This is a genomic window from Pseudomonas sp. A014, assembly GCF_052378495.1.
Lineage (GTDB): Bacteria > Pseudomonadota > Gammaproteobacteria > Pseudomonadales > Pseudomonadaceae > Aquipseudomonas > Aquipseudomonas machongensis.
In genome coordinates, this window is record NZ_CP199001.1 from 5,169,296 (window position 1) to 5,191,198 (window position 21,903).

General features: G+C 65.0%; 18 protein-coding genes. 1 reads left to right on the forward strand and 17 read right to left on the reverse strand.

Annotated features, from left to right (window positions below):
- Positions 1-4 precede the first annotated feature (4 nt).
- The 15 genes from ACTYOL_RS24045 to ACTYOL_RS24115 all read right to left on the reverse strand — a co-directional run bounded on the left by ACTYOL_RS24045 (position 5) and on the right by ACTYOL_RS24115 (position 17,636).
- On the reverse strand, positions 5-364 hold the full coding sequence (locus tag ACTYOL_RS24045) for a RidA family protein (RefSeq protein WP_054894294.1): 360 nt from the start codon (positions 362-364) through the stop codon (positions 5-7).
- 89 nt (positions 365-453) lie between these two features.
- Complete coding sequence (locus tag ACTYOL_RS24050) at positions 454-1,245, reverse strand: IclR family transcriptional regulator (RefSeq protein ID WP_054894293.1); 792 nt, start codon at positions 1,243-1,245, stop codon at positions 454-456.
- A gap of 89 nt (positions 1,246-1,334) precedes the next feature.
- Positions 1,335-2,504, reverse strand: coding sequence for an NAD(P)/FAD-dependent oxidoreductase (locus ACTYOL_RS24055; RefSeq protein WP_054894292.1), 1,170 nt, complete (start codon positions 2,502-2,504; stop codon positions 1,335-1,337).
- Positions 2,501-3,964 (reverse strand): 2Fe-2S iron-sulfur cluster-binding protein, encoded by a 1,464-nt coding sequence (locus tag ACTYOL_RS24060; RefSeq protein ID WP_197893276.1) that lies wholly within the window; start codon positions 3,962-3,964, stop codon positions 2,501-2,503. Before ACTYOL_RS24060 ends, ACTYOL_RS24055 begins: the two co-directional genes overlap by 4 nt.
- Positions 3,961-4,782, reverse strand: coding sequence for an ABC transporter permease (locus ACTYOL_RS24065; protein WP_054894290.1), 822 nt, complete (start codon positions 4,780-4,782; stop codon positions 3,961-3,963). The genes ACTYOL_RS24060 and ACTYOL_RS24065 overlap by 4 nt, the downstream gene beginning before the upstream one ends.
- A gap of 4 nt (positions 4,783-4,786) precedes the next feature.
- Complete coding sequence (locus ACTYOL_RS24070) at positions 4,787-5,671, reverse strand: ABC transporter permease (protein ID WP_153774146.1); 885 nt, start codon at positions 5,669-5,671, stop codon at positions 4,787-4,789.
- Positions 5,668-6,750 (reverse strand): ABC transporter ATP-binding protein, encoded by a 1,083-nt coding sequence (locus tag ACTYOL_RS24075; RefSeq protein WP_063546196.1) that lies wholly within the window; start codon positions 6,748-6,750, stop codon positions 5,668-5,670. Before ACTYOL_RS24075 ends, ACTYOL_RS24070 begins: the two co-directional genes overlap by 4 nt.
- Positions 6,751-6,819: 69 nt before the next feature.
- A complete protein-coding gene (locus ACTYOL_RS24080; protein WP_151925017.1) occupies positions 6,820-7,851 on the reverse strand; it encodes an ABC transporter substrate-binding protein in 1,032 nt (343 codons plus the stop codon).
- Positions 7,852-7,901: 50 nt separating this feature from the next.
- Complete coding sequence (locus tag ACTYOL_RS24085) at positions 7,902-8,930, reverse strand: ABC transporter substrate-binding protein (RefSeq protein WP_197893275.1); 1,029 nt, start codon at positions 8,928-8,930, stop codon at positions 7,902-7,904.
- 114 nt (positions 8,931-9,044) lie between these two features.
- A complete protein-coding gene (locus ACTYOL_RS24090; RefSeq protein ID WP_234465104.1) occupies positions 9,045-10,475 on the reverse strand; it encodes a gamma-aminobutyraldehyde dehydrogenase in 1,431 nt (476 codons plus the stop codon).
- Positions 10,476-10,487: 12 nt separating this feature from the next.
- Positions 10,488-11,837 carry an NAD(P)/FAD-dependent oxidoreductase gene (locus ACTYOL_RS24095; RefSeq protein ID WP_153774147.1) on the reverse strand — a complete coding sequence of 450 codons (1,350 nt, stop codon included), beginning with the start codon at positions 11,835-11,837 and terminating at the stop codon, positions 10,488-10,490.
- A 249-nt stretch (positions 11,838-12,086) separates the two neighbouring features.
- Positions 12,087-13,112: a PDDEXK nuclease domain-containing protein gene (locus ACTYOL_RS24100; protein ID WP_444757211.1), complete on the reverse strand. Its 1,026-nt coding sequence runs from the start codon at positions 13,110-13,112 to the stop codon at positions 12,087-12,089.
- A 290-nt stretch (positions 13,113-13,402) separates the two neighbouring features.
- On the reverse strand, positions 13,403-14,794 hold the full coding sequence (gene gabP / locus ACTYOL_RS24105) for a GABA permease (RefSeq protein ID WP_444757212.1): 1,392 nt from the start codon (positions 14,792-14,794) through the stop codon (positions 13,403-13,405).
- 418 nt (positions 14,795-15,212) lie between these two features.
- A complete protein-coding gene (locus ACTYOL_RS24110) occupies positions 15,213-16,145 on the reverse strand; it encodes a magnesium transporter CorA family protein (RefSeq protein WP_054894285.1) in 933 nt (310 codons plus the stop codon).
- Between the two features lie 12 nt (positions 16,146-16,157).
- Positions 16,158-17,636 carry a RimK family protein gene (locus tag ACTYOL_RS24115; RefSeq protein ID WP_231100340.1) on the reverse strand — a complete coding sequence of 493 codons (1,479 nt, stop codon included), beginning with the start codon at positions 17,634-17,636 and terminating at the stop codon, positions 16,158-16,160.
- A gap of 200 nt (positions 17,637-17,836) precedes the next feature.
- Here ACTYOL_RS24115 and ACTYOL_RS24120 point away from each other — a divergent pair, with 200 nt between their 5' ends.
- On the forward strand, positions 17,837-18,943 hold the full coding sequence (locus ACTYOL_RS24120; protein WP_444757213.1) for a peptidase C39 family protein: 1,107 nt from the start codon (positions 17,837-17,839) through the stop codon (positions 18,941-18,943).
- 97 nt (positions 18,944-19,040) lie between these two features.
- Here ACTYOL_RS24120 and gudD read toward each other — a convergent pair whose 3' ends face one another.
- Both gudD and ACTYOL_RS24130 read right to left on the reverse strand, forming a co-directional pair.
- Complete coding sequence (gene gudD, locus ACTYOL_RS24125) at positions 19,041-20,390, reverse strand: glucarate dehydratase (RefSeq protein ID WP_197893271.1); 1,350 nt, start codon at positions 20,388-20,390, stop codon at positions 19,041-19,043.
- 20 nt (positions 20,391-20,410) lie between these two features.
- The gene (locus ACTYOL_RS24130) at positions 20,411-21,763 is read right to left on the reverse strand and encodes an MFS transporter (protein WP_444757214.1); all 1,353 of its coding nucleotides are present in this window, start codon (positions 21,761-21,763) and stop codon (positions 20,411-20,413) included.
- Positions 21,764-21,903: the final 140 nt, after the last annotated feature.

Genomic DNA, 21,903 nt, shown 5'->3' on the forward strand with positions numbered 1-21,903 from the left:
GACCTTACTCCTTGACTGCGGCCTGAACGGCGATTTCAACGAGGATGTTCTCGGCGGCAAGGTTGGCCTCGACGGTAGCGCGGGCCGGCAGTGCATCCTTCGGTACCCAGGCGTCCCAGGCGGCGTTCATTTCGGCGAAGTCCTGAACCGCATGCTTGAGCCACACCTGGGCGAAGAGAATGTGCGACTTGTCGGAACCGGCCTCGGCCAGCAGCTCGTCGATGCGCGCCAGCACCTGGGCGGTCTGGCCACGCACGTCCTGGGTACGGTCGGCCGGGACCTGGCCGGTGACATAGACGATGCCGTTGTGCACGAGGGCGTGGCTGAGGCGGTTGTTGTTGGGCTGGAAACGTTGGATGGACATGGTTGGCTCCTGGGGTTGGGCTGGTTTTTGGGCAAAGCGGTGCCGTGCAGGAGCGGATTCACCGCTCCCACAGGGCTTCACAGGGTTTTTCAGGTCAAAGGGCGCAGGCTGCGCACGGCACTGGCAATCGAACGCGCGGTGTTGATCACCTTCGGCGCCAGGTCCTTCCTGGCCTCCTCCAGGCTCCAACGCCCCAGCGGCACGGCGACGTTGACCGCGCCCAGCGGGTAGCCATCGGCATTGACCACCGCCGCCGCCACGCTGATGTCACCGACGTAGTACTGCTCGCTGGCGAAGGCATGGCCGTCCTTGCGCGCATTGGCGATGATCTCGCGCAGGCGCTCGCGGTCGGTCACGGTGCTGGAGGTGTGCGCGATCAGCTGCGAGGCATCGAGGATGGCCTCGCTCTCGCGCTCCGGCAGCGCCGCCAGGTAGGCACGGCCGGCGGCGGTGCAGTACATCGGCAGGTGACGGCCCAGTGGCACGTGGATCGGGATCTGCTTGTGGCTGGGGAAGCGCGCCACATAGAGCATGTCCATGCCGCAGGGCTCGAGCAGGTTGCAGCTCTCGCCGGTGTCGCGGTTGAGCTCGTGCAGGTAGGGGTTGGCGCGCTCGACCAGCTCGCTGGTCTGCAGGTAGCCCGAGCCCAGGTCGAGCGAGCGCGGGGTCAGGCGATAGCGCTTGGTCACGGCATCCTTGGCCAGATAGCCGAGGGTTTCGAGGGTGTACACCGAGCGCTGCACCGTGCTCTTGTTCAGGCCCGTGGCTTCGGCCAGCTCGACCAGGTTCATGCTCGGCCGGCCACTGCGAAACGCAGTGACGACCGCCAGCCCCTTGGACAGGGCGGTGACGAACAGGGGCGATTCTTCAGCGGCGCTCATGGCGTTCGATCCTTTTTTGACAGCTCTGAGGGAGGCAACCCGGACGGCCGGCTCGGCCGCCGCGAAAGGATGCTCCCATTCACGGTTGTTCATTCGAAATGACTCAGCACGATGCCCGGCTCGACCACCGGACGCCCTTGTACGAAGCGCTCGACAGCGAAGGGTTTCATGCGTTCGTCCACCGTCCCTTCGACGATGGCCCTGGCCAGCAGCTCGCCGGCCGCCGGCGCCCCGGCATGGCCGTAGCACCAGCCGGCACTGACGAACAGCCCCGGCAAGGCGGGATGCGCCCCCAGCAATGGCCCGAAATCGGGCGAAATGTGGACCAGCCCGGCCCACTGGCGAAGGATACGCGCCTGGCCCAGTTGCGGGAACATCTCCATGTAGGCCTTCGCGGTCGCCGCCATCACCGGGACGTCGGCATTGAGGGTGTCCTGCGGGCGCTCGGCCACCTCGGCGCCGCCCACCACCTCGCCACGGGCGGTCTGGTGCATGTAGCAGAGCCGGTCGAGCAGGGCCACGGCCGGGCCGATCAGCGGGCGGGTCGGCTCCAGGGCCATGGCTTCGAGGCGCATCGGATAACCCTCCAGTGGCACGCCGGCCATCTGCGCCAGGGCATTGCTGTTGGCGCCGCCGGCGAGCACCACGACGTCGGCATCGATGCGTTGCTCCCCTACCCGCACGCCGCTGACGCGGCCCGCGCTGCGGTCGATGGCCGCGACCGGCGTGCGATAGCGCAGGGTCACGCCCAGGCGCTCGCAGGCCTTGTGATAGGCATGCATCGCCGCATGGTGCGGTGCCACGCCACTGCCCGGCAGGTGCAGGGCGGCGCTGACCCGTTCGTGGGCCAGGGCCGGCAGCACCCTGCGCAACTGTGCCGGGTCGAGCAGCTGCGAATCGATGCCGCATTCGCGGTGCACTTCGCGGGTACGGTGCAGCAGTTCGGCGGTGGCCGTGCGCTCGCCGATCATGCTGTAGCCGCGCATCGAGTACATGACGTTCTCGCCCAGGCGCCGCGACAGGCCATGCCAGAGCTGGTTGGAGTAGGCAAAGAAGCGCGTCCACTCCACCGAGCTGAAGGCACCACGGATCAGGGTGCCGTTGCGCCCCGACGCACCGCCCTGCCAGTAGCCGGCATCCAGCACGAGAATGTCGCGCACGCCGCGCTCGGCCAGGTTGAACGCCAGCGACAGGCCTTGGATGCCGGCGCCGACGATGAGGATGCTGCAGCGCTTGGGCAGCGGGGCTTTCAGGTTCATTGCAGAGGCTCCACGACGTCGCAAAGACCGGCGGCCTGGGCCACGGTCAGGGCCCGGCGCGGCGGGCGCAGGGTCGGTCGGGCCAGTTGCAGCAGGGGCACGCCGAGGCGCCCGGCGACGTAGGCTCGCAGCGAGTCCCAGCACGGTTGGCCCTGGCACGGGCCCATGCCGCAGGAGGTCAGGCGCTTGATCACCTCCAGGTCGTCGATGCCTTGCTCCAGCAATTCATCGACCTCGCGCCCGGATACGTCGAAGCACGGACACAGCAACACGGCAGCATCCTGTGCGGGCGCCAGCGCCGGGTCCGGTTCGGCGGCGCTGCCTGCGCGGCGTAGCGAAGAACGCGCACCGACCAGTTGCAGCCGCCCACTGGCCGAGGCCTGGAAGCTCAGGCTGTCGTCGAACAGCCCGGGGCCGGCCAGCACCAGCGCATCGCAGGGCTGCAGGCGCTCGAGTTGTACAGCCCTGACCCGGTTGTGCCCCACGACCCGCTGCAGCTCACTGACCTGGGCCACGGCCACCACCTGCACCCCCAACTGGCGCAGGCGGTTGGCCAAGGCCTGCTGTTGCCCGTCGCCAAGCACGACCACCGATTTGCCCGGCGCAATGCGGCGGTCGCTGGCCAGTGCCAGGGCCGTGCGCGCATCCATCACCCCGGGCAGCCAGGCACCGGCGACCAAGGTCGGCACCACCCTGCGCCCGGTGGCCAGGATCACCTCGCCGGCCTCCAGCGCCACGGCGCCGCGTGCAGAATCGATCGGTGCGCCGAGCAGCAGCCGACCTTCACGGTAGGCACCGAACACCTCCACCCCGAACAGGCAGCGCACGCGCGGATCGAGCGTCGGCAGCGCTGCACCGGCTTGCCGAGCATAGCGCGCGGGCGACTCGCCACGGGACACCAGCAGCACCTCGCGCCCCTCCTGCACAGCCCGGTTGGCCGCTGCGCAGCCAGCAGGCCCGGCACCGATCACCAACACCTCGGCTTGCAGCCGCTGGCCTGGCGGAGGTGGGCCGGCGAAGCCCTGGTCGGCGGGCTCGGCCACCCCGGCCAGGAACGCCAGCAACGCCTCCCAGTGCTGGAACAGTCGGCCGCCACTGGGCACCAGGTTGCTCTGTTCGAAACCGCCCTTGATCCAGCCGGACGGCACCAGCCGCGCCAGGCGCAGCAGGTCGAAGCGTGGGCTCGGCCAGCTGTTCTGCCGACTGACCTGCATGCCTTCGCGCACCAGGCACTGGTCCAGGCGCACGTTGGGTACGCCATCGACACGCGCCAGCACGCCCGTGGTGTAGAGCCCCGACAGGCCCATGGGCCGGTGCGCCTTGCGCGTCCAGGCCAGGCCGCGAATGCCGTTGGCCAGCAGTGCCTGGGCGACGCTGTCGCCAGCCAGGGCCTGCAGCCGGCGGCCATTCCAGCTGAAGCTCAGCGGCGCGCCACTGGCGCCTGGCAGGCGCAGGCTCATGACTCGCTCCGGCGCTGGGCGCGACGCTGCGCAGTGAGGCTGACCGCCAGCATGATGATCGACAACAGCGTCATCAAGGTAGCGACCACGGCGATCAACGGATCGATCTCCGAACGCAGCGAGCTGAACATGCGCTTGGTCAGGGTGGCGCTGTCGCCGCCACTGATGAACAGCGAGATCACCGCCTCATCCAGCGACACGGCGAATGCCAGCATGGCCGCAGACACCACCGAGAAGCGGATCTGCGGCAGGGTCACGTCGAAGAATGCACGCAGGCGGCTGGCGCCAAGAATGCAGGCGGCGTGTTCCTGGGTCATGTCGTAGCTCTTGAGCCCGGCGCCGACGTTGATGATCACGTAGGGCAGTGCCAACAACGTGTGCGCCAGCACCAGCCCCGGAATGCTGTTGTTCAGGTCGAGCCGCGCATAGACGAAGAACAGGCCGATAGCGATGAAGATCGACGGTACGATCATCGGCGCCATCATCAACCCGCGCAGCACACCCAGGTAGCGTTGCTGGCTGTTGTGCAGGGCGTAGGCCGCCGCGGTGCCCAGGGTGGTGGCCAGGATCATGGTCAGGGTCGCGGTGATCAGCGAGATGCGCGTAGCGCTCTGCCACTCGATCGAGGCGAAATAGCTGAAGAACGGCTGCAGGCTCAGCGACTTGGGCGGAAAGCTCAGGTAGCGCGCATCCGACAGCGACATCGGCAGCACGATCAGGGTTGGCGTCAGCAGGAACACCATGATCGCCAGCACCAGCAAGTACAGCCAGGCGCGGCGGGCGGCCAGGCCCAGCCAGTGGTTCAGGGGTCGGTTCATGGCTTCACTCGCTACGCCGGCCCAGGCCGGCGATCTTCTTGACGATGAACAGGATCAGCAGGGTGGCCACCAGCAGCACCACGCCCAGCGACGAGGCGGCGCCCCAGTTGGCGTACATCGACACATCGCTCTCGATGCGCATCGACAGCATCTGCACCTTGCCGCCACCGAGCAGCGCCGGGGTCACGTAGAAGCCCAGGCTGAGCACGAACACCAAGGTCGCGCCCGCAGCCAGGCCCGGCAGCGACAGCGGCAGGAACACATCGCGAAACGCCCGCACCGGCGATGCGCCGAAGGTCGAGGCCGCCTGCAGGTACAGCGGGTTGATGCTCTTCATCGCCGCATACAGCGGCAGCACCATGTACGGCAGCATGATGTGGGTCATGCCGATCACTGTGCCGGTGAGGTTGTGCACCAGCGCCAGCGGCGTGTCGACGATGCCCAGCGAGGTCAGCACGTCGTTGACCAGGCCGCGCCGCTGCAGCAGCACCAGCCAGGCGTAGGTGCGCACCAGCAGCGAGGTCCACAGCGAGATCAGCAGCAGCGCCATCGCCAGGCCCGCCAGGCGGCGCGGTGCGTGGACCATGAAGTAGGCGTAGGGGTAGCCGAGCAACACGCAGACCACGGTGACGATCAGGGCGATCTTGAAGGTCTGGGTGAACGCCAGCACGTAGATCGGTTGCAGCAGGCGCGTGTAGTTCTCGGCGCTGAGGTTGCCGTCGGCATCGAACAGTGACAGGCCGAACAGCCAGCCGATCGGCAGCACGAAGGTCACCAGCACCAACAGCAGCGCGGGCAGCATTGGAGAGAGCAGGAACCAGCCGTGGCGCTTGCCCGCGCGTTGCAGGGCCTGGCCATGCAGCGCGCCTTGCAGGTTGAGCGCAGTCATGCCGAGTCCCCCACGATCAGGCTGTCCTGCGGGTGCAGGCCGAGCACCACGCGATCGCCACGCGTTGGCAGGCGGTCACCGGAGGAGCTGCGCGAGGGGCGGCGGATCGACACCTGCGTGCCCTCGCCCAGGTCCACTTGCAGCAACTGGCTTTCGCCCTGGTAGATGACGTCGTGGACCTGCCCACGGAACAGGTTCAGGCCCTGCTGGCCGTCATCGACGAAGCGCAGTTTCTCGGGGCGCAGGAGGATGCTCGGGTTATTCAGGCAGCCTTCGCTGAACACCGCCTGCAACGGCTGGTCGCGGAACCACGCCCTGCCCTCGCGCATGGCCACCGGCAGGAACGACGACTCGCCGACGAACTCGGCGATGAAGCGGTTGGCCGGGCGTTCATAGAGGCTCTCGGGGGTGTCGATCTGCTGGATCCGGCCTTGGCTCATCACCGCGATGCGGTCGGACATGGTCAGTGCCTCGCGCTGGTCGTGGGTGACGTAGACCACGGTCATGCCCAGGCGCTCGTGCAGGCGGCGGATCTCCAGCTGCATGGTTTCGCGCAGGCGTTTGTCCAGCGCCGACAGCGGCTCGTCCATCAGCAGGATCTTCGGCTCGAAGACGATCGCCCGGGCCAGGGCGATACGCTGGCGCTGACCACCGGACATCTCGTCGATGCGCCGCCCGACCAGCTTGTCCAGTTCGACCATCTCCAGCGCCTCGCCGACCCGCTTGCGGATCTCGTCACGGCTGTAGCCGCGCAGCTTCAGCGGGTAGGCGACGTTCTGGAACACGTTCATGTGCGGGAACAGTGCGTAGTTCTGGAACATCATGCCCAGGTCGCGCTTGTGCGGCGGCTCGAACACCATTTCCCGCCCGCCGAAGCGGATGCTGCCGGCGTCCGGGCGCACGAAGCCGGCCAGGGCCATCAGCAAGGTGGTCTTGCCCGAACCGGACGAGCCCAGCAGCGACAGGAACTCGCCACTGCGGATGTTCAGGGAGACGTCATCGAGCGCGGCAAAACTGCCGTAGGTCTTGGTGACATGCTCGATGTCGATGGAGGTCGAGAGCTTCGTATCTTCAGACATGGTCAGACTCGGGGCCGCAAGCGGCACGGAACACGGGTTATGACGCGGGCCAGCACGACCCGCCTCGTCCTAGTGGGCGATGAACAACTCGAAACGCTGCTGCACCGCCTGCTGGTTCTGCACCCACCAATGCGGGTCGATCTTCGCCACCTTGGCAATGTTCTGCGGCGAGGTCGGCAGACGGCTGGCCTGCTCGGCGCTGATCAGGCCGATCTCGTAGGCGCGGCTGTTGACCGGCGCGTAGGGGATCAAGGTCGCCAGCGTCGCCTGGCTGGTCGGCTGCATGATCTGGTTGATCACGCGCATGGCCAGGTCCTTGTTCTGCGCACCGCGCGGCACGATCAGGCAGTCGTAGCTGAGGATGGCGCCATCGAAACTGTAGTCGACCGCATCGTCGGACTTGGCCACCTCGGCCACGCGCCCGTTCCAGATCGCCAGGAAGTCCACCTCGCGGCTGCGCAGCAATTGCGCCGAATCGGCACCGGCGCTCCACCAGTTGACGACCTGCGGCTTGATCCGCTCCAGGGCCTTGAACGCGCGGTCGATGTCCAGGGGATACAGCTGCGCCGGGGCCACGCCATCGCCGATCAGCGCGGCCTCCAGCGTTTGCCAGGGCTTGGTGTACATGGCCCGTGCGCCTTTGACGTTGGGGTCGAAGAACGCCTGCCAGGTCTGGGCCACCGGCTTGCCGGTGTCTTTGGCCCAGGCCACCACCGAGGCGTAGGCATGGCTGGCGATCCAGTTGTTGCCGACCACGGCCGGGTCGATGTCACGGGTGTCGATCACGCTTTTGTCCAGCGGCTCGGACAGCCCTTCTTTCTCGGCCTGCACGCAGTCGGTGATGCCCAGCTCGACCAGGTCCCACTTCGGCTTGCCCGACATCACCTGGGCGCGCACGGCGGCCAGGCCGTTCATGTTGTCTTCGCGGATGGCAATGTTCAGCGCCTTGGCGGCAGGTTCCAGGTACGCCTTGCGCTCGGCGTCCTGCAGGGCGCCACCCCAGCCGGCGAAGGTGATACCGCCGTCGGCATGTGCGGTGGCAGCGAACAGTGCGCTGGCCAGCAGGCTGAACGCAGCGCCTTTGATCATGTGTTTGTGCATGTGCTTTTCTCCAGGTGCGCGCCCGTTCGCAGCGGGCGCGGAAAGGTCGATCAGTTCTGGATGAACAGGTCGAAACGTTGCTGGAGTTCGGCCTGGCGACCTTGCCACCAGGCCGGGTCGAAGAAGGCCACCTTGTCGACGTTGGCAGGTGCCGTGGGCAGCTTGCTGGCCAGCTCCGCCGGGATGATGCCGGTGTCGAAGGCTTTGCTGTTGACCGGCGGATTGGGGATCAGCGTGGCAAGCATGGCCTGGCTTTGCGGCGACATGATCTGCGCGATCAGCTTCATGGCCTGGGCCTTGTTCGGCGCGCCCTTGGGCACTACTACGCAGTCATAGTCGAGCAGCGCCTTGTCGTAGGTGTAGTCCACCGGCTGGCCGGCCTTCTTCAGGTCTTCGACACGCGAGGCCCAGATGGCCAGGAAATCCACCTCATGGCTGCGCAGCAGCTGCGCCGAATCGGTGCCGCTGCTCCACCAGTTGACCACCTGCGGCTTGATCCGCTCGAGCACCTTGAAGGCGCGCTCGACGTCCAGCGGGTAAAGATCCTTGGGCGCCACGCCGTCGGCCAGCAGGGCCACTTCGAGCGTGGTGAACGGGTTGCGGTACAGGGCGCGCGGCCCCTTCACGGACGGATCGAAGAAGTCTTTCCAGGTCTGGGCCTTGGCGGCATCGCCGTCGGTGCTCCAGGCCAGGACCGTCGAGTAGGCATGGCTGGCGATCCAGTTCTTGCCGTAGAACCTGGGATCGACGCCCTCGGTCTTGATGACCGAGAAGTCCAGCGGCTCGGTCAGGCCTTCCTTCTCGGCCACCATGCAGTCGTTGGAGGCCAGCTCAACCACATCCCACTTGGGCTTGCCGGACATCACCTGGGCGCGTACCGCCGCCAGGCCGTCCATGTTGTCTTCCTTGACGGCGATGCCCAGGTTCTTCGCCGCGGGCTCCAGGTAGGCCTTGCGTTCGGCGTCCTGCAAGGCGCCACCCCAGCCGGCGAAGGTCACGCTTTCGGCCGCGTGGGCCTGCCAGGTGCACAGCCCCAGCAATACCGCCACGGTGCCTGCACGCCATTCGAATCGTTTCATGTTCAACCCCTGCATTTGTTGTAGTTAGACAGTTGGCGAAACGTCTGGACATCCAGTCCTGCAGTCATCCCTGCTTGTTGTTGTGTTCTTGTGTTCTTGTGTAGTTGCCCGGCCTCAGCCGATGTCGATCATGATGTGCCGCACGCTGGTGTAATCCTCCAGACCGTACAGGCTCAGGTCCTTGCCGTAGCCCGACTGGCGCAGCCCGCCATGGGGCATCTCGGTGGCCAGGGTCATGTGCTGGTTGACCCAGACACAACCGTACTGCAGTTGGCTGGCGGTGCGCATGGCCTTCTTCACATCGCGCGTCCATACCGAGGCCGACAGGCCGTATTCGCTTTCGTTGGCCCAGGTGAGCACCTGCTCTTCATCGTCGAACGCCGTGACCGACACCACCGGCCCGAACACTTCCTTCTGCACGATCTCGTCGTCCTGGCGCACACCGGCGATGACGGTCGGCTGGAAGAAGAAACCCGGGCCATCGACAACCTTGCCGCCGACCAGCACTTCGCTGTGCGCCAGCGCCGCGGCACGCTCGACGAAGCCCTGCACGCGCTCTTGCTGGCGACGGCTGATCAGCGGGCCGAAGTCGCTGGCCGGATCTTCCGGGTGCCCGGTACGCAGGGTCGAGACCTCGGCAGCCAGTTGTTCGAGGAACTGCTCGCGCACCGACTCGGCGACATACACGCGGCAGGCTGCGGTGCAGTCCTGCCCGGCGTTGTAGTAGCCGCCGGTACGCATCGTGCGCACTGCAGCCGGGATGTCGGCATCGGCGAACACCAGCACCGGCGCCTTGCCACCCAGCTCCAGGTGGGTACGCTTGAGGTTGCCGGCAGCGGCGCGGACCACGGCCTGCCCGGTGGCGATGTCACCGGTGACCGAGACCATGCGCACCTTGGGATGGGCGCTGAGCTGCGCGCCGAGGGTGGCACCGCGCCCGGAGAGAATGTTGACCACCCCGCGCGGGAAGATCTCGGCACACAGCCGCGCCAGGTACAGGGCGCTCAGTGGCGTCAGCTCGGACGGTTTGAACACCACGGTGTTGCCGGCGGCCAGGGCCGGGGCCAGCTTCCAGGCGGCCATCAGCAGCGGGTAGTTCCACGGCGCGATCAGCCCGACCACGCCGAGCGGGTCGCGACGGATCATGCTGGTGCTGCCGGCGACGTATTCACCGGCGGCGCTGCCCGGCAGGCAACGCGCAGCCCCGGCGAAGAAGCGGAACACATCAGCGACCGCCGGCACTTCGTGGCCAATCGCCTTTTGCAGCGGCTTGCCGCAGTTCTGGCTTTCCAGGGTGCCGAGCGCCTGGGCGTCGGCTTCGATGCGCTCGGCCAGCTTGAGCAGCAGGTAGCCGCGCTGGCGCGGTGGCGTGCGCGCCCAACCGGTGAAGGCACGCTCGGCGGCATCGACGGCGGCATCCAACTGGGCCGGCGAGGCATCGGCCAGCACATGCAGCACACGCTCGTCGGCTGGCGCCAGGATCGGCGACTCGTCGCCCTGCCCGCGCACCAGCTCACCGTCGATAAGGTACTCGCTATAGATCATGACGCTCTCCAGTTAGACGGACGCGCGCTCGGCGTCCTTGAAGCGATACCAGGCGTAGGCCATGCGCTGGCCGACACGCAGGAAGGATTGGAACGGGAACGGCTTGGGCGCCTGGTGCAGGAACGGCACCGGTGTGGGCCGGGCTTCACCGCAGGCCATCTGCGCCAGGCGTTTGCCGGTCTGCAGCGAGAACGACACGCCACTGCCGGCATAGCCGCCGCCGGTGTAGGCATTGGCCACGCCCTGGATCGGGTAGCAGTGCGGCAGCGAGTTGTTGGTCACCGCGACCCAGCCGCCCCAGTTGTAATCCACGTCGATGCCCTGCAGCGCGGGGAACTTGCGACACAGCGCAGCCAGCAGGCGTTCGCGGTGCAGCGGGTTTTCCGCGTCGCGGCCATTCACCGCGCTGCGACCGCCGAAGAGAATGCGATCGTCCGGCAGGCGGCGGTAATAGAACAGCAGGTTGCGGGTGTCGAACATGCAGTCGGCACCCGGCAGGCTGGCCTGCTTTTCGGCGGCGCTCATCGGCCGGGTGACGATGATCTGCGAATGCACCGGCAGGATCCGCCCGGTCAGTGCCGGGTGCAGTTGCCGCGAGGTGTAGCCGTTGGTGGCAACCACCACCTTGCGCGCGGTGATCACTCCGCCTGGCGTGACCAGGCGATGGCCCTGCGCGCTGCTGGTCCAGGCGGTCACCGGCGAGCCGGTGTGCACTCGCGCGCCAGCCTCGCGGGCCATGCGCTGTACGCCCCAGGCCAGTTTCAGCGGATGCATGCTGAAACCGTCGGGCATGTGCAGTGCACCGAACGACTCGGCACCCGCGTGTACCGCCTGCAGGTCGGCGGCTTCGACGAAGCGGGCCGGGTAGTCGAGCAGGTCGTTGTACAGGCCCATTTCGCGCTTGAGCGACTCGACGTGAATGGCCTTGCTGGCAACCTTGTACACGCCATCCGGCTGCACGTCGCAGTCGATGTTGCCGTCGCGGATCAGGCCGCGGGTGGTGTCCAGCGCCTGGCGCATCTCGTTGAAGTACTGGCGCGCGGTGTCGGCGCCGTAGCGCTCGATCAGTGCAGCCAGCGGTACGCGGCCACCGGAAATGCGCGCGAAGCTGCCATTGCGTCCGCTGCAACCCCAGGCAGTCTGGTTCGCCTCCAGCACCACCGCCCGCACCCCGTGCTCGCGGGCCAGGTGCAGGGCGCAGCTGAGGCCGGTGTAGCCAGCACCGATGATCGCCACTTCGACGTCTTCGTTGCCACGCACCGGGCCATCGTCGGCGACCGGCGAACCTGCGGTATCGGCCCAGTAGGACGGCGCATGGGGCTGGGCCCGGCCTGGGTTCGCATCAACCAATGGATCGTACAATTCAAGCCTCACGTATCGCTGTGCGATATTTATTGTTCGATTTAATGGTTAAGCTAATAGTGATTTTGATATTCGTCAATTGATTATTTGACGAGTGGTGATAGCTCCGGCGCACTTGCGGGAGCGGGCTGCCCGCGAAAAAGACATCGCGCTGCCTGGCACGGGCTATGCCCGTGTTCGCGGGCAAGCCCGCTCCTACAACGGTTGGGCTGGCGTTCAGATAGGGATCGAGTCGGTTTCGGGGGAGAGTCAGCGTGCGTCGAGGGCGTAGAACTCTTGCAGCTTGGCCTGCAGCAGCGCCTTGTCCGGCAGGCAGGTCTGGTACTCGGCGACGAGGGCCGGTGACAGGCTGCGGTTGAGCGCATACTCGACCACCTCGTCATGCTTGCTGGCGCACAGCAGTACGCCGATGGCGGGGTTTTCATGCGCCTTGCGCTCGTTGCGATCCAGCGCCTCGAGATAGAAATCCAGCTTGCCCATGTACTCGGGCTCGAAGCGCCCGACCTTCAGCTCCACCGCGACCAGGCAGTTGAGCCCGCGATGGAACAGCACCAGATCCACGGCAAAGTCACGCCCACCGACCTGCAGTGGATACTCCGAGCCAACGAAGCAGAAGTCGCGGCCAAGCTCCACGAGAAAGTCCTTCAAGCGCTGCAGCAAGCCCTTGTGCAGATCGGCTTCGACATGCCCCTGGGGCAGGTCGAGGAAGTCCAGCAGGTAGGCATCACGGAACACCGAGAGGGCTTGCGGGTGGGCCTGGGCAAGAGAGGCTGATGCCTTGAGCGGGTCGGCAACGCTGCGCTCGAACAGGGCGGCCTTCATCTGCCGCTCCAGTTCGCGACTCGACCACTTCTCCTGAATTGCCATGCGCAGGTAGAACTCGCGCTCTTCAGGGTGCCTGCTTTGGCTGAGAATCGTCAGGTTCTGGGTCCAGGGCAATTGTGTCAGCAGTGCTGACACTTTCTCCTCATGGCGATAGGTCTCGTAGAACTGGCGCATGCGGAAGAGGTTACGCCGCGTGAATCCACGCAATCCTGGCTGTGTACGCGCCAGGTGGGCGGCCAGTTGGCTGACCACGGCATCGCCCCATTCGGCATTCTCGATCTTGCGACTGATGTAGGCACCGACCTGCCAATACAGCTCGATGAGCTGCGTGTTGACGGCTTGCATGCAGCGTTGTCGTGCCGAGTGGATGAGGTTCACGACCTCATCGAAGCGCTCCTCCCTGGCGGGTGTGGCGTTGGTTGCGTGGTCATGTTGCTGTGGGTCTTTCATCGAAGGGTTCCTGGCATGGTTCGAAGCCAGGAAGCCTATCCAGGGGTGCATCCTAAAGATGTCGGACCGCTCCGAGGTCGCTGTGATAAACGACAGAGGGGCGCCTGGTAAAAGCGCCCTTCGTCGTAACCCGTTACATACGCCCAGCCTAGGCTCTGCCTGAAATGTATCTGCACTCGCCCATACTGCGTTGAAACGGGGCTCGGAATGCTCATGTACTCCAGTACACTCCGCTTCCTCCCCCCGTTTCGCCTTGTCTGGCCTTCGTGCAGACACATTTCAGACAGACCCTAGCCCATCGAGCGCACCGCTATCTTGCGGCCATGCCCGCGCGTGGTGACGATGCCGAGGAACGAGATGAGGATTGCCAGGCTCAGCGTGGCGCTGACTTCCGCGCGGTGCTCCTCGGTATACATCATCACTGCCAGCGCGCAGCTGATGAACACGATCACTCCCCAGGTCAGCCAGGGGAACAACCACATGCGGAACTTCAGTTCCGTGCTCTCGCGCTCCAGGCGCCGGCGCATGCGCAACTGCGAGATGGCGATCACCAGGTACACCAACAGGGCGATGGCGCCAGAACTGGCAAGCAGGAACTCGAACACGCCCTTGGGGGCGAAGTAGTTGAGGATGGCGATGGCCGCCCCGATCAGTGTGCTGCCGAACACCGCCGCACGCGGCACGCCAACCTTCGAGGTGCGCTTGAGCATGGCCGGGGCGTCGCCGCGCTTGGCCAGCGAGAACATCATGCGCGAGGCGATGTAGATCGACGAGTTCATGCAACTGGTCACGGCGATCAGCACCACCAGGTCGACCATGAACGATGCGTTGGGGATGTTCATGATCTCCAGCGCCCGCTGGTACGAGCCCACCACCGCAAGCTGCGGATCGTTCCACGGCACCACGGAGATGATCACGAAGATCGACAGGATGTAGAAGGTGCTGATCCTCCAGATCACCGAGCGGGTGGCCTTGGCGATGTTGCGCGCCGGGTCGTTGGATTCGGAGGCGGCGATGGTCACCGCTTCCGTACCGATGAAGCTGAACATCACGGTGATGAAGGCGCCGATCACCGCCGACCAGCCCTTGGGCGCGAAGCCGCCGTGCTCGCTCATCAGTGTGCTCAGGCCACTGACTTCACGGTTGGGCAACCAGCCCATCAGCGCGGCGAAACCCAGGCCGATGAAGCCCAGGATCGCCGTGACTTTGAGGATCGCGAACCAGAACTCGAACTCGCCGTACTTGGCCACGCTGAACAGGTTGGTGCAGGCCAGCAGCAATACCGATGCGAGGGCAAAGATCCAGCTGTCGACCTGCGGGAACCAGGCGTTGAGCACATGGCCTGCGGCCAACGCTTCGATGGGAATGACCAGCACCCAGAACCACCAGTACAACCAGCCGATGGTGTAGCCGGCCCAACGGCCGATGGCCTGGTCGGCGTAGGTGGAAAACGATCCGGTGTCGGGATGGGCGACGGCCATTTCGCCGAGCATGCGCATGACCAGCACGACCAGCGTGCCGGCAACGAAATAGGAGAGGATGGTGGCGGGCCCGGCAGCCGCGATGGCGTGTCCGGAGCCGACGAAAAGTCCTGCACCGATGATGCCGGCGATGGACAGCATCGTTACATGACGTGGCTTGAAACCTTGTGCAAGGTTGCCATCAGTTCCCACGGTGTTCATTGATCTTGTTCTCTTTTTGCTGACACAAGGAAGGACGGGCAGGCGTAGGCGAAAACTATCTCCTTTCTGGACAATGAGTTGCACGCGGCTCAAGTGATTTTATTGACGTTGTTCACGGGTTGGGCGAGCGGCGGCGTCGAGATCGGCTTCATTCAAACAGCGCGGGTGCAGGGCAAATTGTTCCAGCGCGCCATGAAGCTGTTCGATCACGACACCGGGTCTTGCGAAGGCGGGTCAAATCGATGCTATCCACCGCGAAGGTTTTTTCGCGGGCAAGCCCGCTCCCACAGGAATTGGGCTGGACCTTCAGATCTCGAGCAAGACAGTTGCTACTGGTCGCGACGGTGATCCCAGTAGTAGTTCACCACCGCGAAGATCACGATCACCGACACCACGCACAGCCCTATCTGCAGATTGCTCATGCCATCCTCCGCGCCATGCGCTTGAGCCCCAGTACCATTCCCGCCCCCAGCAGCATCATCGCCAGCACCAGCAATGAATAGGACGCCCACCACGGCACCCCGGCCGTCATCATGCTGAACTCGGACATCCCGCCAATGCTGGCGATCAGGTTCAGCGGCAGGAACACCACGTTGATCAGGGTGAGCTTGCGCAGGGTCTCGTTCATCGCGTTGTTGGCCAGGTTGCCGCGCGCGTCCATCAACCCGGCGAACACCATCGAATAGATCTCGGCCTGTTTGTGGCACTGGGTGTTCTCGATGACCAGGTCGTCGATCAGCGCCAGCGCCGCGGCATCGAAATGCTGCTTCTCGCCGTGGCTGCGCAGGCGGGCAAGCACTGCGCCGTTGCTGTGGATAGCGTTGATGTAGTGGATCAGGCTCTCGCTGAGGTTGAACATCTGCATCAGGTGACGGTTTTCCAGCGACTGCTCGAAGCGCTGCTGCAACTCGCGCCCAACCAGCTTGATCACCTTCAGGTGGCCAAGGTAGTGGTGCAGGTTGTCGAGCAGGATGCCCAGCAGCACATCCAGCGGGCGCTCGAGCGCATGGCGATTGCCCAGGCCGTCCAGCGGCGAGCTGTCCGGGGCGATCAGTACCAGGCGACGATCATCCAGCAACAGGCCGAAGGAGGACACCTGAAAGGCGAAGCTGTCACCACCGGAGTAGTTCTGTGGGCGCTTCCAGATCAGGAACAGGCCGTCGCGATGCGCCTCGATGCGCGACACCTCGTCCGGGTCCAGCGCCGAGGCCAGGGCGTGGGCATCCAGGTGGAACCATGCCTGCAGCAGTTCGCGCTCGGCGCTGTCGGGGTCGACGAACAGCAGCACCTCGCTGTCCAGCCCGTCACCTTCGCGCAACTGGCCGTGGGCCAGGGTATAGCAGGTGATCATGCTCAATCCTCGTTACCAGGCCTGGCCGCGGCGCTTCTGCTCCAGGCGGCGGATGAACTCTTCGAGTACCAGGGTGTAGAGATCTTCGTGCAGGTAGGCGTCTTCGATGCCGGCATCCAGGTTGGGGTTGTCGTTGACCTCGATGACCACCACGCGCTCGCCCACCTGCTTGAGGTCCACCCCGTACAGCCCGTCACCGATCAGGTTGGCGGCCTTGACCGCCAACTCCACCACCGCCCGTGGCGCTTCGTGCACGGCCAGGGTGCGGCATTCGCCGTTGACCTCGTCGCGCTTGGCCTGGTGGTTGAAGATCTGCCAGTGGCCCTTGGACATGAAGTACTGGCAGGCAAAGATCGGCTTGCGGTTGAGCACGCCGATACGCCAGTCGTATTCGGTGTAGAGGTACTCCTGGGCCAGCAGCAGCACCGAGTGTTCGAACAGCTCGCTGGTCGCCTCGAGCAGCTCGGCCTGGTCCTTGACCTTGATCACGCCTCGGGAAAAACAACCGTCAGGAATCTTCAGCACCAATGGGAAACCGAGGCGCTCGCCGACCCGCTCCAGGTCCTGCGGGTTGTCGCGGTAGAGAATCTCGCTGGCCGGCATGGCCAGGCGGTTGCTGCGCAGCAGGTCGGTCAGGTAGACCTTGTTGGTGCAACGCAGGATCGATGCCGGATCGTCCATCACCACCAGCCCTTCGCTTTCGGCCTTCTTGGCGAAACGGTAGGTGTGATTGTCGACGCTGGTGGTTTCACGGATCAGCAAGGCGTCGTATTCGGCCAGGCGGGCATAGTCCTTGCGCTCGATCAGCTCGACATCGATACCCAAGCGGTGGCCGGCCTTGACGAACTGCTCCAGCGCCTTGGCATTGGACGGTGGCAGGGCCTCGTCGGGGTCATGCAGGATGGCGAGGTCGTAGCGCGCCATCCGCCGTGAGCGTGGCTGGCGCCAGATCCTGCGGCTGAAACCGTCCAGGGCGTTGGCGAACTGGTCCTGCTGGTTTTCCCGCAACTTGTGCAACGCCCCGGCCTTGACCCCGGCGATGTGCCAGGAAGTGGTCTTGCGAAACTCCACCAGCAGGATCGGGCAGGGAAACGCCTCGAACAACTGCCGAGCGATGTCCTGCAGCGGTTCCAGATCGGTTCGACCGAAATACAGGCTCAAGGTGAAACCTTCGGTTTCGCCATAAGGGTGATTGACCAACGCACTTTCCAGGCGGCCTGCCATCTCATCCAGCGCCAACCCATATAACGACTTGCGCGTCAGTTCGCTGATACTTTTTACAGACGGAATGACATGATGACCCCGGGCCTCGGCCAATAAAGAACAATAATAACCGTGGCCCAGATACTTATAGTTTCGGCACAAGTTTATAACTTGCACACGTTGACCCGGCGAAGGATCTGGCGATTGTTCGAGGTATTCCTGAGCGGTCATCATATCTTCGCTTGGAAGGTACGAAGCCCAGTCTTCACGGCGCTCCACGATAATCATCAATTGACTTGACTTGGGGGTGCCCGTCGGCGGATAACTCGCAGCGTGCACGACGGATAACGCACTTTCCTCGGAGCCGGTCGATAAGGTTTCTTGAAACGAAGACATTGCCTGAAGCCCTGTGTTTGGGACACACGCTTCTATTAAGCACGATGTTTTTCGAATGTCTCGTTTCATTACGCAACTTTTACGGCGGCCCCATGCAAATCGAATTTCGCCTGGCAACACTTGAAGACCTGCCGGCCTTGCTGGCCCTCGAGAACCAGTGCTTCGTCTCGGACCGGCTCAACGCCCGCAGCCTGCGCTGGATGATTGCCCACGCCAACGCCAGCTTGCTGGTGGCACAGCGCGATGGGCAATTGATGGGCTACGCGCTGCTGCTGTTCCATCGCAACACCTCGCTGGCGCGGCTGTACTCCATCGCCATCGCCCCAGCGGCGCGCGGTGAAGGGCTTGGTGCGCGACTGCTGGAGCGTGCCGAGCGCTGCGCGCTGGAGCACGATCGCGCCTACCTGCGCCTGGAGGTGCGCGTCGATAACCCGCGCGCCATCGCACTGTATGAACGCCACGGCTACCGACGCTTCGCCCAGGTCGAGAACTACTACGAGGACCACGTCAGCGCCCTGCGCTACGAGAAGCGCATCCTCCAACGCCCGGCCAGCGAGGCACGCAAGGTGCCCTATTACGCGCAGACCACCGACTTCACCTGTGGCCCGGCATGCCTGTTGATGGCCATGGCCGCGCTGCGCCCGCAGTTGCAACCGACACGCCAGGAAGAGGTGCGGCTGTGGCGTGAGGCAACCACCGTGTTCATGACCTCAGGCCACGGCGGTTGCAGCCCGCACGGGCTGGCTCTGGCCGCCTGGCGCCGCGGTTTTCGCGTGCGTCTGCAACTGAGCAACGACGGCCCGCTGTTTCTCGATGGCGTGCGCCAGGCCAACAAGAAAGAGGTGATGCGCCTGGTACACGAGGATTTCTGCATGCAACTGCAGGGCACCGACGTGCAACTCGGCTACGGCCCGCTCGACCTGCCGCCACTGCTGGCCGAGGGCGGCCTGGCACTGGTGCTGATCAGCAACTACCGCCTGACCGGCAGCAAGGCGCCGCACTGGGTGCTGGTGACTGGCTGTAATGCCGACTTCGTCTACCTGCACGATCCGGACACCGACCACGGCCGGCACCGGTTGGCGCTGGACTGCCAGCACCTGCCGGTGAGCCATGGCGAGTTCCAGCGCATGAGCCTGTTCGGTGGGCGCAAGGTGCGGGCGGCGGTGGTGCTGTTCGAGCGGGGGATAACGTCTGCGTAAAGGGCGCTGGGGCGCGGTGATTGGCAGCGGTTTGCTGGCACCAATCACTGCGCGATCCTTTTCACGGGCAAGCCTGCACACAGGCGGGTCAATCGCCTCAACGCACCAGGCAAGGCCGTTTGTTGTCGAAGGTCCACCCCGGCACCAGGAACTGCATCGCCACGCTGTCATCCCGCGCGCCAAGGCCCATGTTGCGGTAGCACTCATGGGCTTTCATCAACTGGTCTTCATCCAGTTCGACGCCCAACCCCGGCCGCGTCGGCACCCGTACATGGCCGTCGACGATACGCAGCGGCTCGCGGGTCAGACGCTGGCCGTCCTGCCAGATCCAGTGGGTGTCGATTGCGGTGATCTCGCCCGGCGCGGCAGCCGCCGCCTGGGTGAACATGGCCAGCGAAATATCGAAGTGGTTGTTGGAGTGCGAACCCCAGGTCAGGCCCCAGTCATGGCACATCTGCGCCACCCGCACCGAGCCCTGCAAGGTCCAGAAATGCGGGTCGGCCAACGGGATGTCCACCGACTGCGACTGGATGGCGTGGCCCATCTGCCGCCAGTCGGTGGCGATCATGTTGGTGGCGGTGGGCAGGCCGGTGGCGCGGCGGAACTCAGCCATCACTTCGCGGCCGGAATAACTATTCTCCGCGCCGCACGGATCCTCGGCGTAGGCCAGCACATCGTGCTTGTCGCGGCACAGGGCAATGGCCTCCTTCAACGACCAGGCACCGTTGGGGTCGAGGGTGATGCGCGCTTCGGGGAAACGCTCGGCCAGCGCAGTGACAGCCTCCATCTCTTCCTCGCCACGCAGCACGCCCCCCTTGAGCTTGAAGTCGTTGAAGCCGTAGCGGGCCTTGGCGGCCTCGGCCAGGCGCACCACCGCCTCGGGCGTCAGGGCTTGCTCGTGGCGCAAGCGTAGCCAGTCGTCATCGGCCTCGGCTTCGTTGCGGTAGGCCAGATCGGTGCGGGTACGGTCGCCGATGTAGAACAGGTAGCCGAGCATCTTTACCGACTCGCGCTGCTGGCCTTCACCCAGCAGCGCTGCCATCGGCACGTTCAGGTGCTGGCCGAGCAGGTCGAGCAGGGCCGACTCGATGGCGGTCACTGCATGCACGGTGATACGCAGGTCGAAGGTCTGCAGCCCGCGCCCGCCTGCATCGCGGTTGGCGAAGGTCTGGCGCATGGCATTGAGCACGCGCTGGTAATGGCCGATCGGCTGGCCGACCACCAGGCTGCGGCTGTCTTCGAGGGTCTGGCGGATGTTCTCGCCGCCAGGCACTTCGCCCAGGCCGGTGTTGCCGGCGCTGTCGCGCAGCACCACGATGTTGCGGGTGAAGAACGGGCCGTGGGCGCCACTCAGGTTGAGCAGCATGCTGTCGTGGCCGGCGACCGGAATTACGCGCAGGTCGGTGATCACCGGGGTCGAGGAGTGAGGCGTCGTCTGCATGGTCATTGTCCTTGTCTGGCAGGCGTTCAATGGGATTGGCCCAGGGCCGATGAGGCCTTGAGGTCAGGGACAGGGGCACCCTTGACACGGGTGCGGACGAAGAACACGGCGATGGCGGCCAGCACCGAGGTCACCGCCAGGCCATACAGCCCGCCCTGGATCGAGCCGGTCTGCTGCTCGAGCAGGCCGAAGGTGGTGGGCGCAACGAAGCCGCCAAGGTTGCCCACCGAGTTGATCAGTGCGATCACCGCCGCAGCGATGCGCGCATCCAGGTACCCCTGCGGAATCGGCCAGAACAGCGACGAGGCGGCCTTGAAGCCGATGGCGGCGAAGCACACCGAAACGAAGGCGAACACCGGCCCGCCCGTGGTCGACATGAACATGCCGATGGCGGCCACCACCAGCGCGGCGGCGACCCAGGCTTGCTGGAATCTCCAGCGTGCGGCCCCGGCGGCGAAGGCGTACATCGCCAGGATCGAGATCAGCCAGGGGATCGAGTTGAAGAAGCCGACCTGCAGGTCGCTCAGCTCGCCCATGCGCTTGATGATGCTCGGCAGCCAGAAGGTCGCGGCGTAGATGGTCAACTGGATGCAGAAGTAGATCAGGCAGAACAGCAGGATCTGGCGGTCCTTGAGCAGGCGCCAGGCCGAGGTCTTGATCACCCCGTCCGCCTCTCGCTCGCGCTGCTCGCGGTCGATGGCTTCGACCAGCGCATGCTGCTCGGCCTGGCTCAGCCACTTGGCATCCTGCGGGCGGGAGTCGAGCCAGAAGAACACGAAGAAGCACAGGATCACCGAGGCCATGCCCTCGATGAACAGCATCCATTGCCAGCCGTGCAGGCCCATGCCCTGGATCTGCATCAGCGCACCGGCCAGTGGCCCGGAGATCAGCGAGGCCAGGGCCGAGCCGCTGAGAAAGATGGCAATCGCCTTGCCACGTTCAGCGGCGGGCAGCCAGCGGGTGAAGTAGTAGATCACCCCGGGGAAGAAGCCGGCTTCGGCGACCCCGAGCAGAAAACGCAGCACGTAGAACTGGGTCTCGTTCTGCACGAAGGCCATGGCGGTGGCGACCAGGCCCCAGGTGAACATGATGCGGGTCAGCCACAGACGCGCACCGACCCGTTGCAGCAGCATGTTCGACGGCACCTCGAACAACGCATAGCCAATGAAGAACAGACCGGCACCGAAACCATAGGCGGCGGCGCTGATGCCCAGGTCGCTTTCAAGGTGCGGGCGGACGAAGCCGATATTGACGCGGTCCAGGTAGTTGACCACGAACATGATGACGAACAGCGGCAGGACATGGCGCTTGACCTTGGCCACGGCGCTGGCCAGCGCATCGCCGCCGGGCAAGGCAGACGCAGGGGGGGTGTCGTTCACGGGATATCTCCCAGTCATTGTTTTTATTGAGGGTGCTGGTGGTAGACGAGGCAGTTGTCTGACATCCAGGTGGAAACGAGCATATTCCTGGCGGAGTTGTACGACAAGTTGAAAGTTGAGCGAAAAATGCAAAATACAAG

Coding starts and splice junctions, on each gene's coding strand:
- ACTYOL_RS24045 (WP_054894294.1), bottom strand. CDS start 364: ATGTCCATCCAACGTTTCCAGCCCAACAACAACCGCCTCAGCCACGCC.
- ACTYOL_RS24050 (WP_054894293.1), bottom strand. CDS start 1,245: ATGAGCGCCGCTGAAGAATCGCCCCTGTTCGTCACCGCCCTGTCCAAG.
- ACTYOL_RS24055 (WP_054894292.1), bottom strand. CDS start 2,504: ATGAACCTGAAAGCCCCGCTGCCCAAGCGCTGCAGCATCCTCATCGTC.
- ACTYOL_RS24060 (WP_197893276.1), bottom strand. CDS start 3,964: ATGAGCCTGCGCCTGCCAGGCGCCAGTGGCGCGCCGCTGAGCTTCAGC.
- ACTYOL_RS24065 (WP_054894290.1), bottom strand. CDS start 4,782: ATGAACCGACCCCTGAACCACTGGCTGGGCCTGGCCGCCCGCCGCGCC.
- ACTYOL_RS24070 (WP_153774146.1), bottom strand. CDS start 5,671: ATGACTGCGCTCAACCTGCAAGGCGCGCTGCATGGCCAGGCCCTGCAA.
- ACTYOL_RS24075 (WP_063546196.1), bottom strand. CDS start 6,750: ATGTCTGAAGATACGAAGCTCTCGACCTCCATCGACATCGAGCATGTC.
- ACTYOL_RS24080 (WP_151925017.1), bottom strand. CDS start 7,851: ATGCACAAACACATGATCAAAGGCGCTGCGTTCAGCCTGCTGGCCAGC.
- ACTYOL_RS24085 (WP_197893275.1), bottom strand. CDS start 8,930: ATGAAACGATTCGAATGGCGTGCAGGCACCGTGGCGGTATTGCTGGGG.
- ACTYOL_RS24090 (WP_234465104.1), bottom strand. CDS start 10,475: ATGATCTATAGCGAGTACCTTATCGACGGTGAGCTGGTGCGCGGGCAG.
- ACTYOL_RS24100 (WP_444757211.1), bottom strand. CDS start 13,112: ATGAAAGACCCACAGCAACATGACCACGCAACCAACGCCACACCCGCC.
- gabP (WP_444757212.1), bottom strand. CDS start 14,794: ATGAACACCGTGGGAACTGATGGCAACCTTGCACAAGGTTTCAAGCCA.
- ACTYOL_RS24110 (WP_054894285.1), bottom strand. CDS start 16,145: ATGATCACCTGCTATACCCTGGCCCACGGCCAGTTGCGCGAAGGTGAC.
- ACTYOL_RS24115 (WP_231100340.1), bottom strand. CDS start 17,636: ATGATTATCGTGGAGCGCCGTGAAGACTGGGCTTCGTACCTTCCAAGC.
- ACTYOL_RS24120 (WP_444757213.1), top strand. CDS start 17,837: ATGCAAATCGAATTTCGCCTGGCAACACTTGAAGACCTGCCGGCCTTG.
- gudD (WP_197893271.1), bottom strand. CDS start 20,390: ATGACCATGCAGACGACGCCTCACTCCTCGACCCCGGTGATCACCGAC.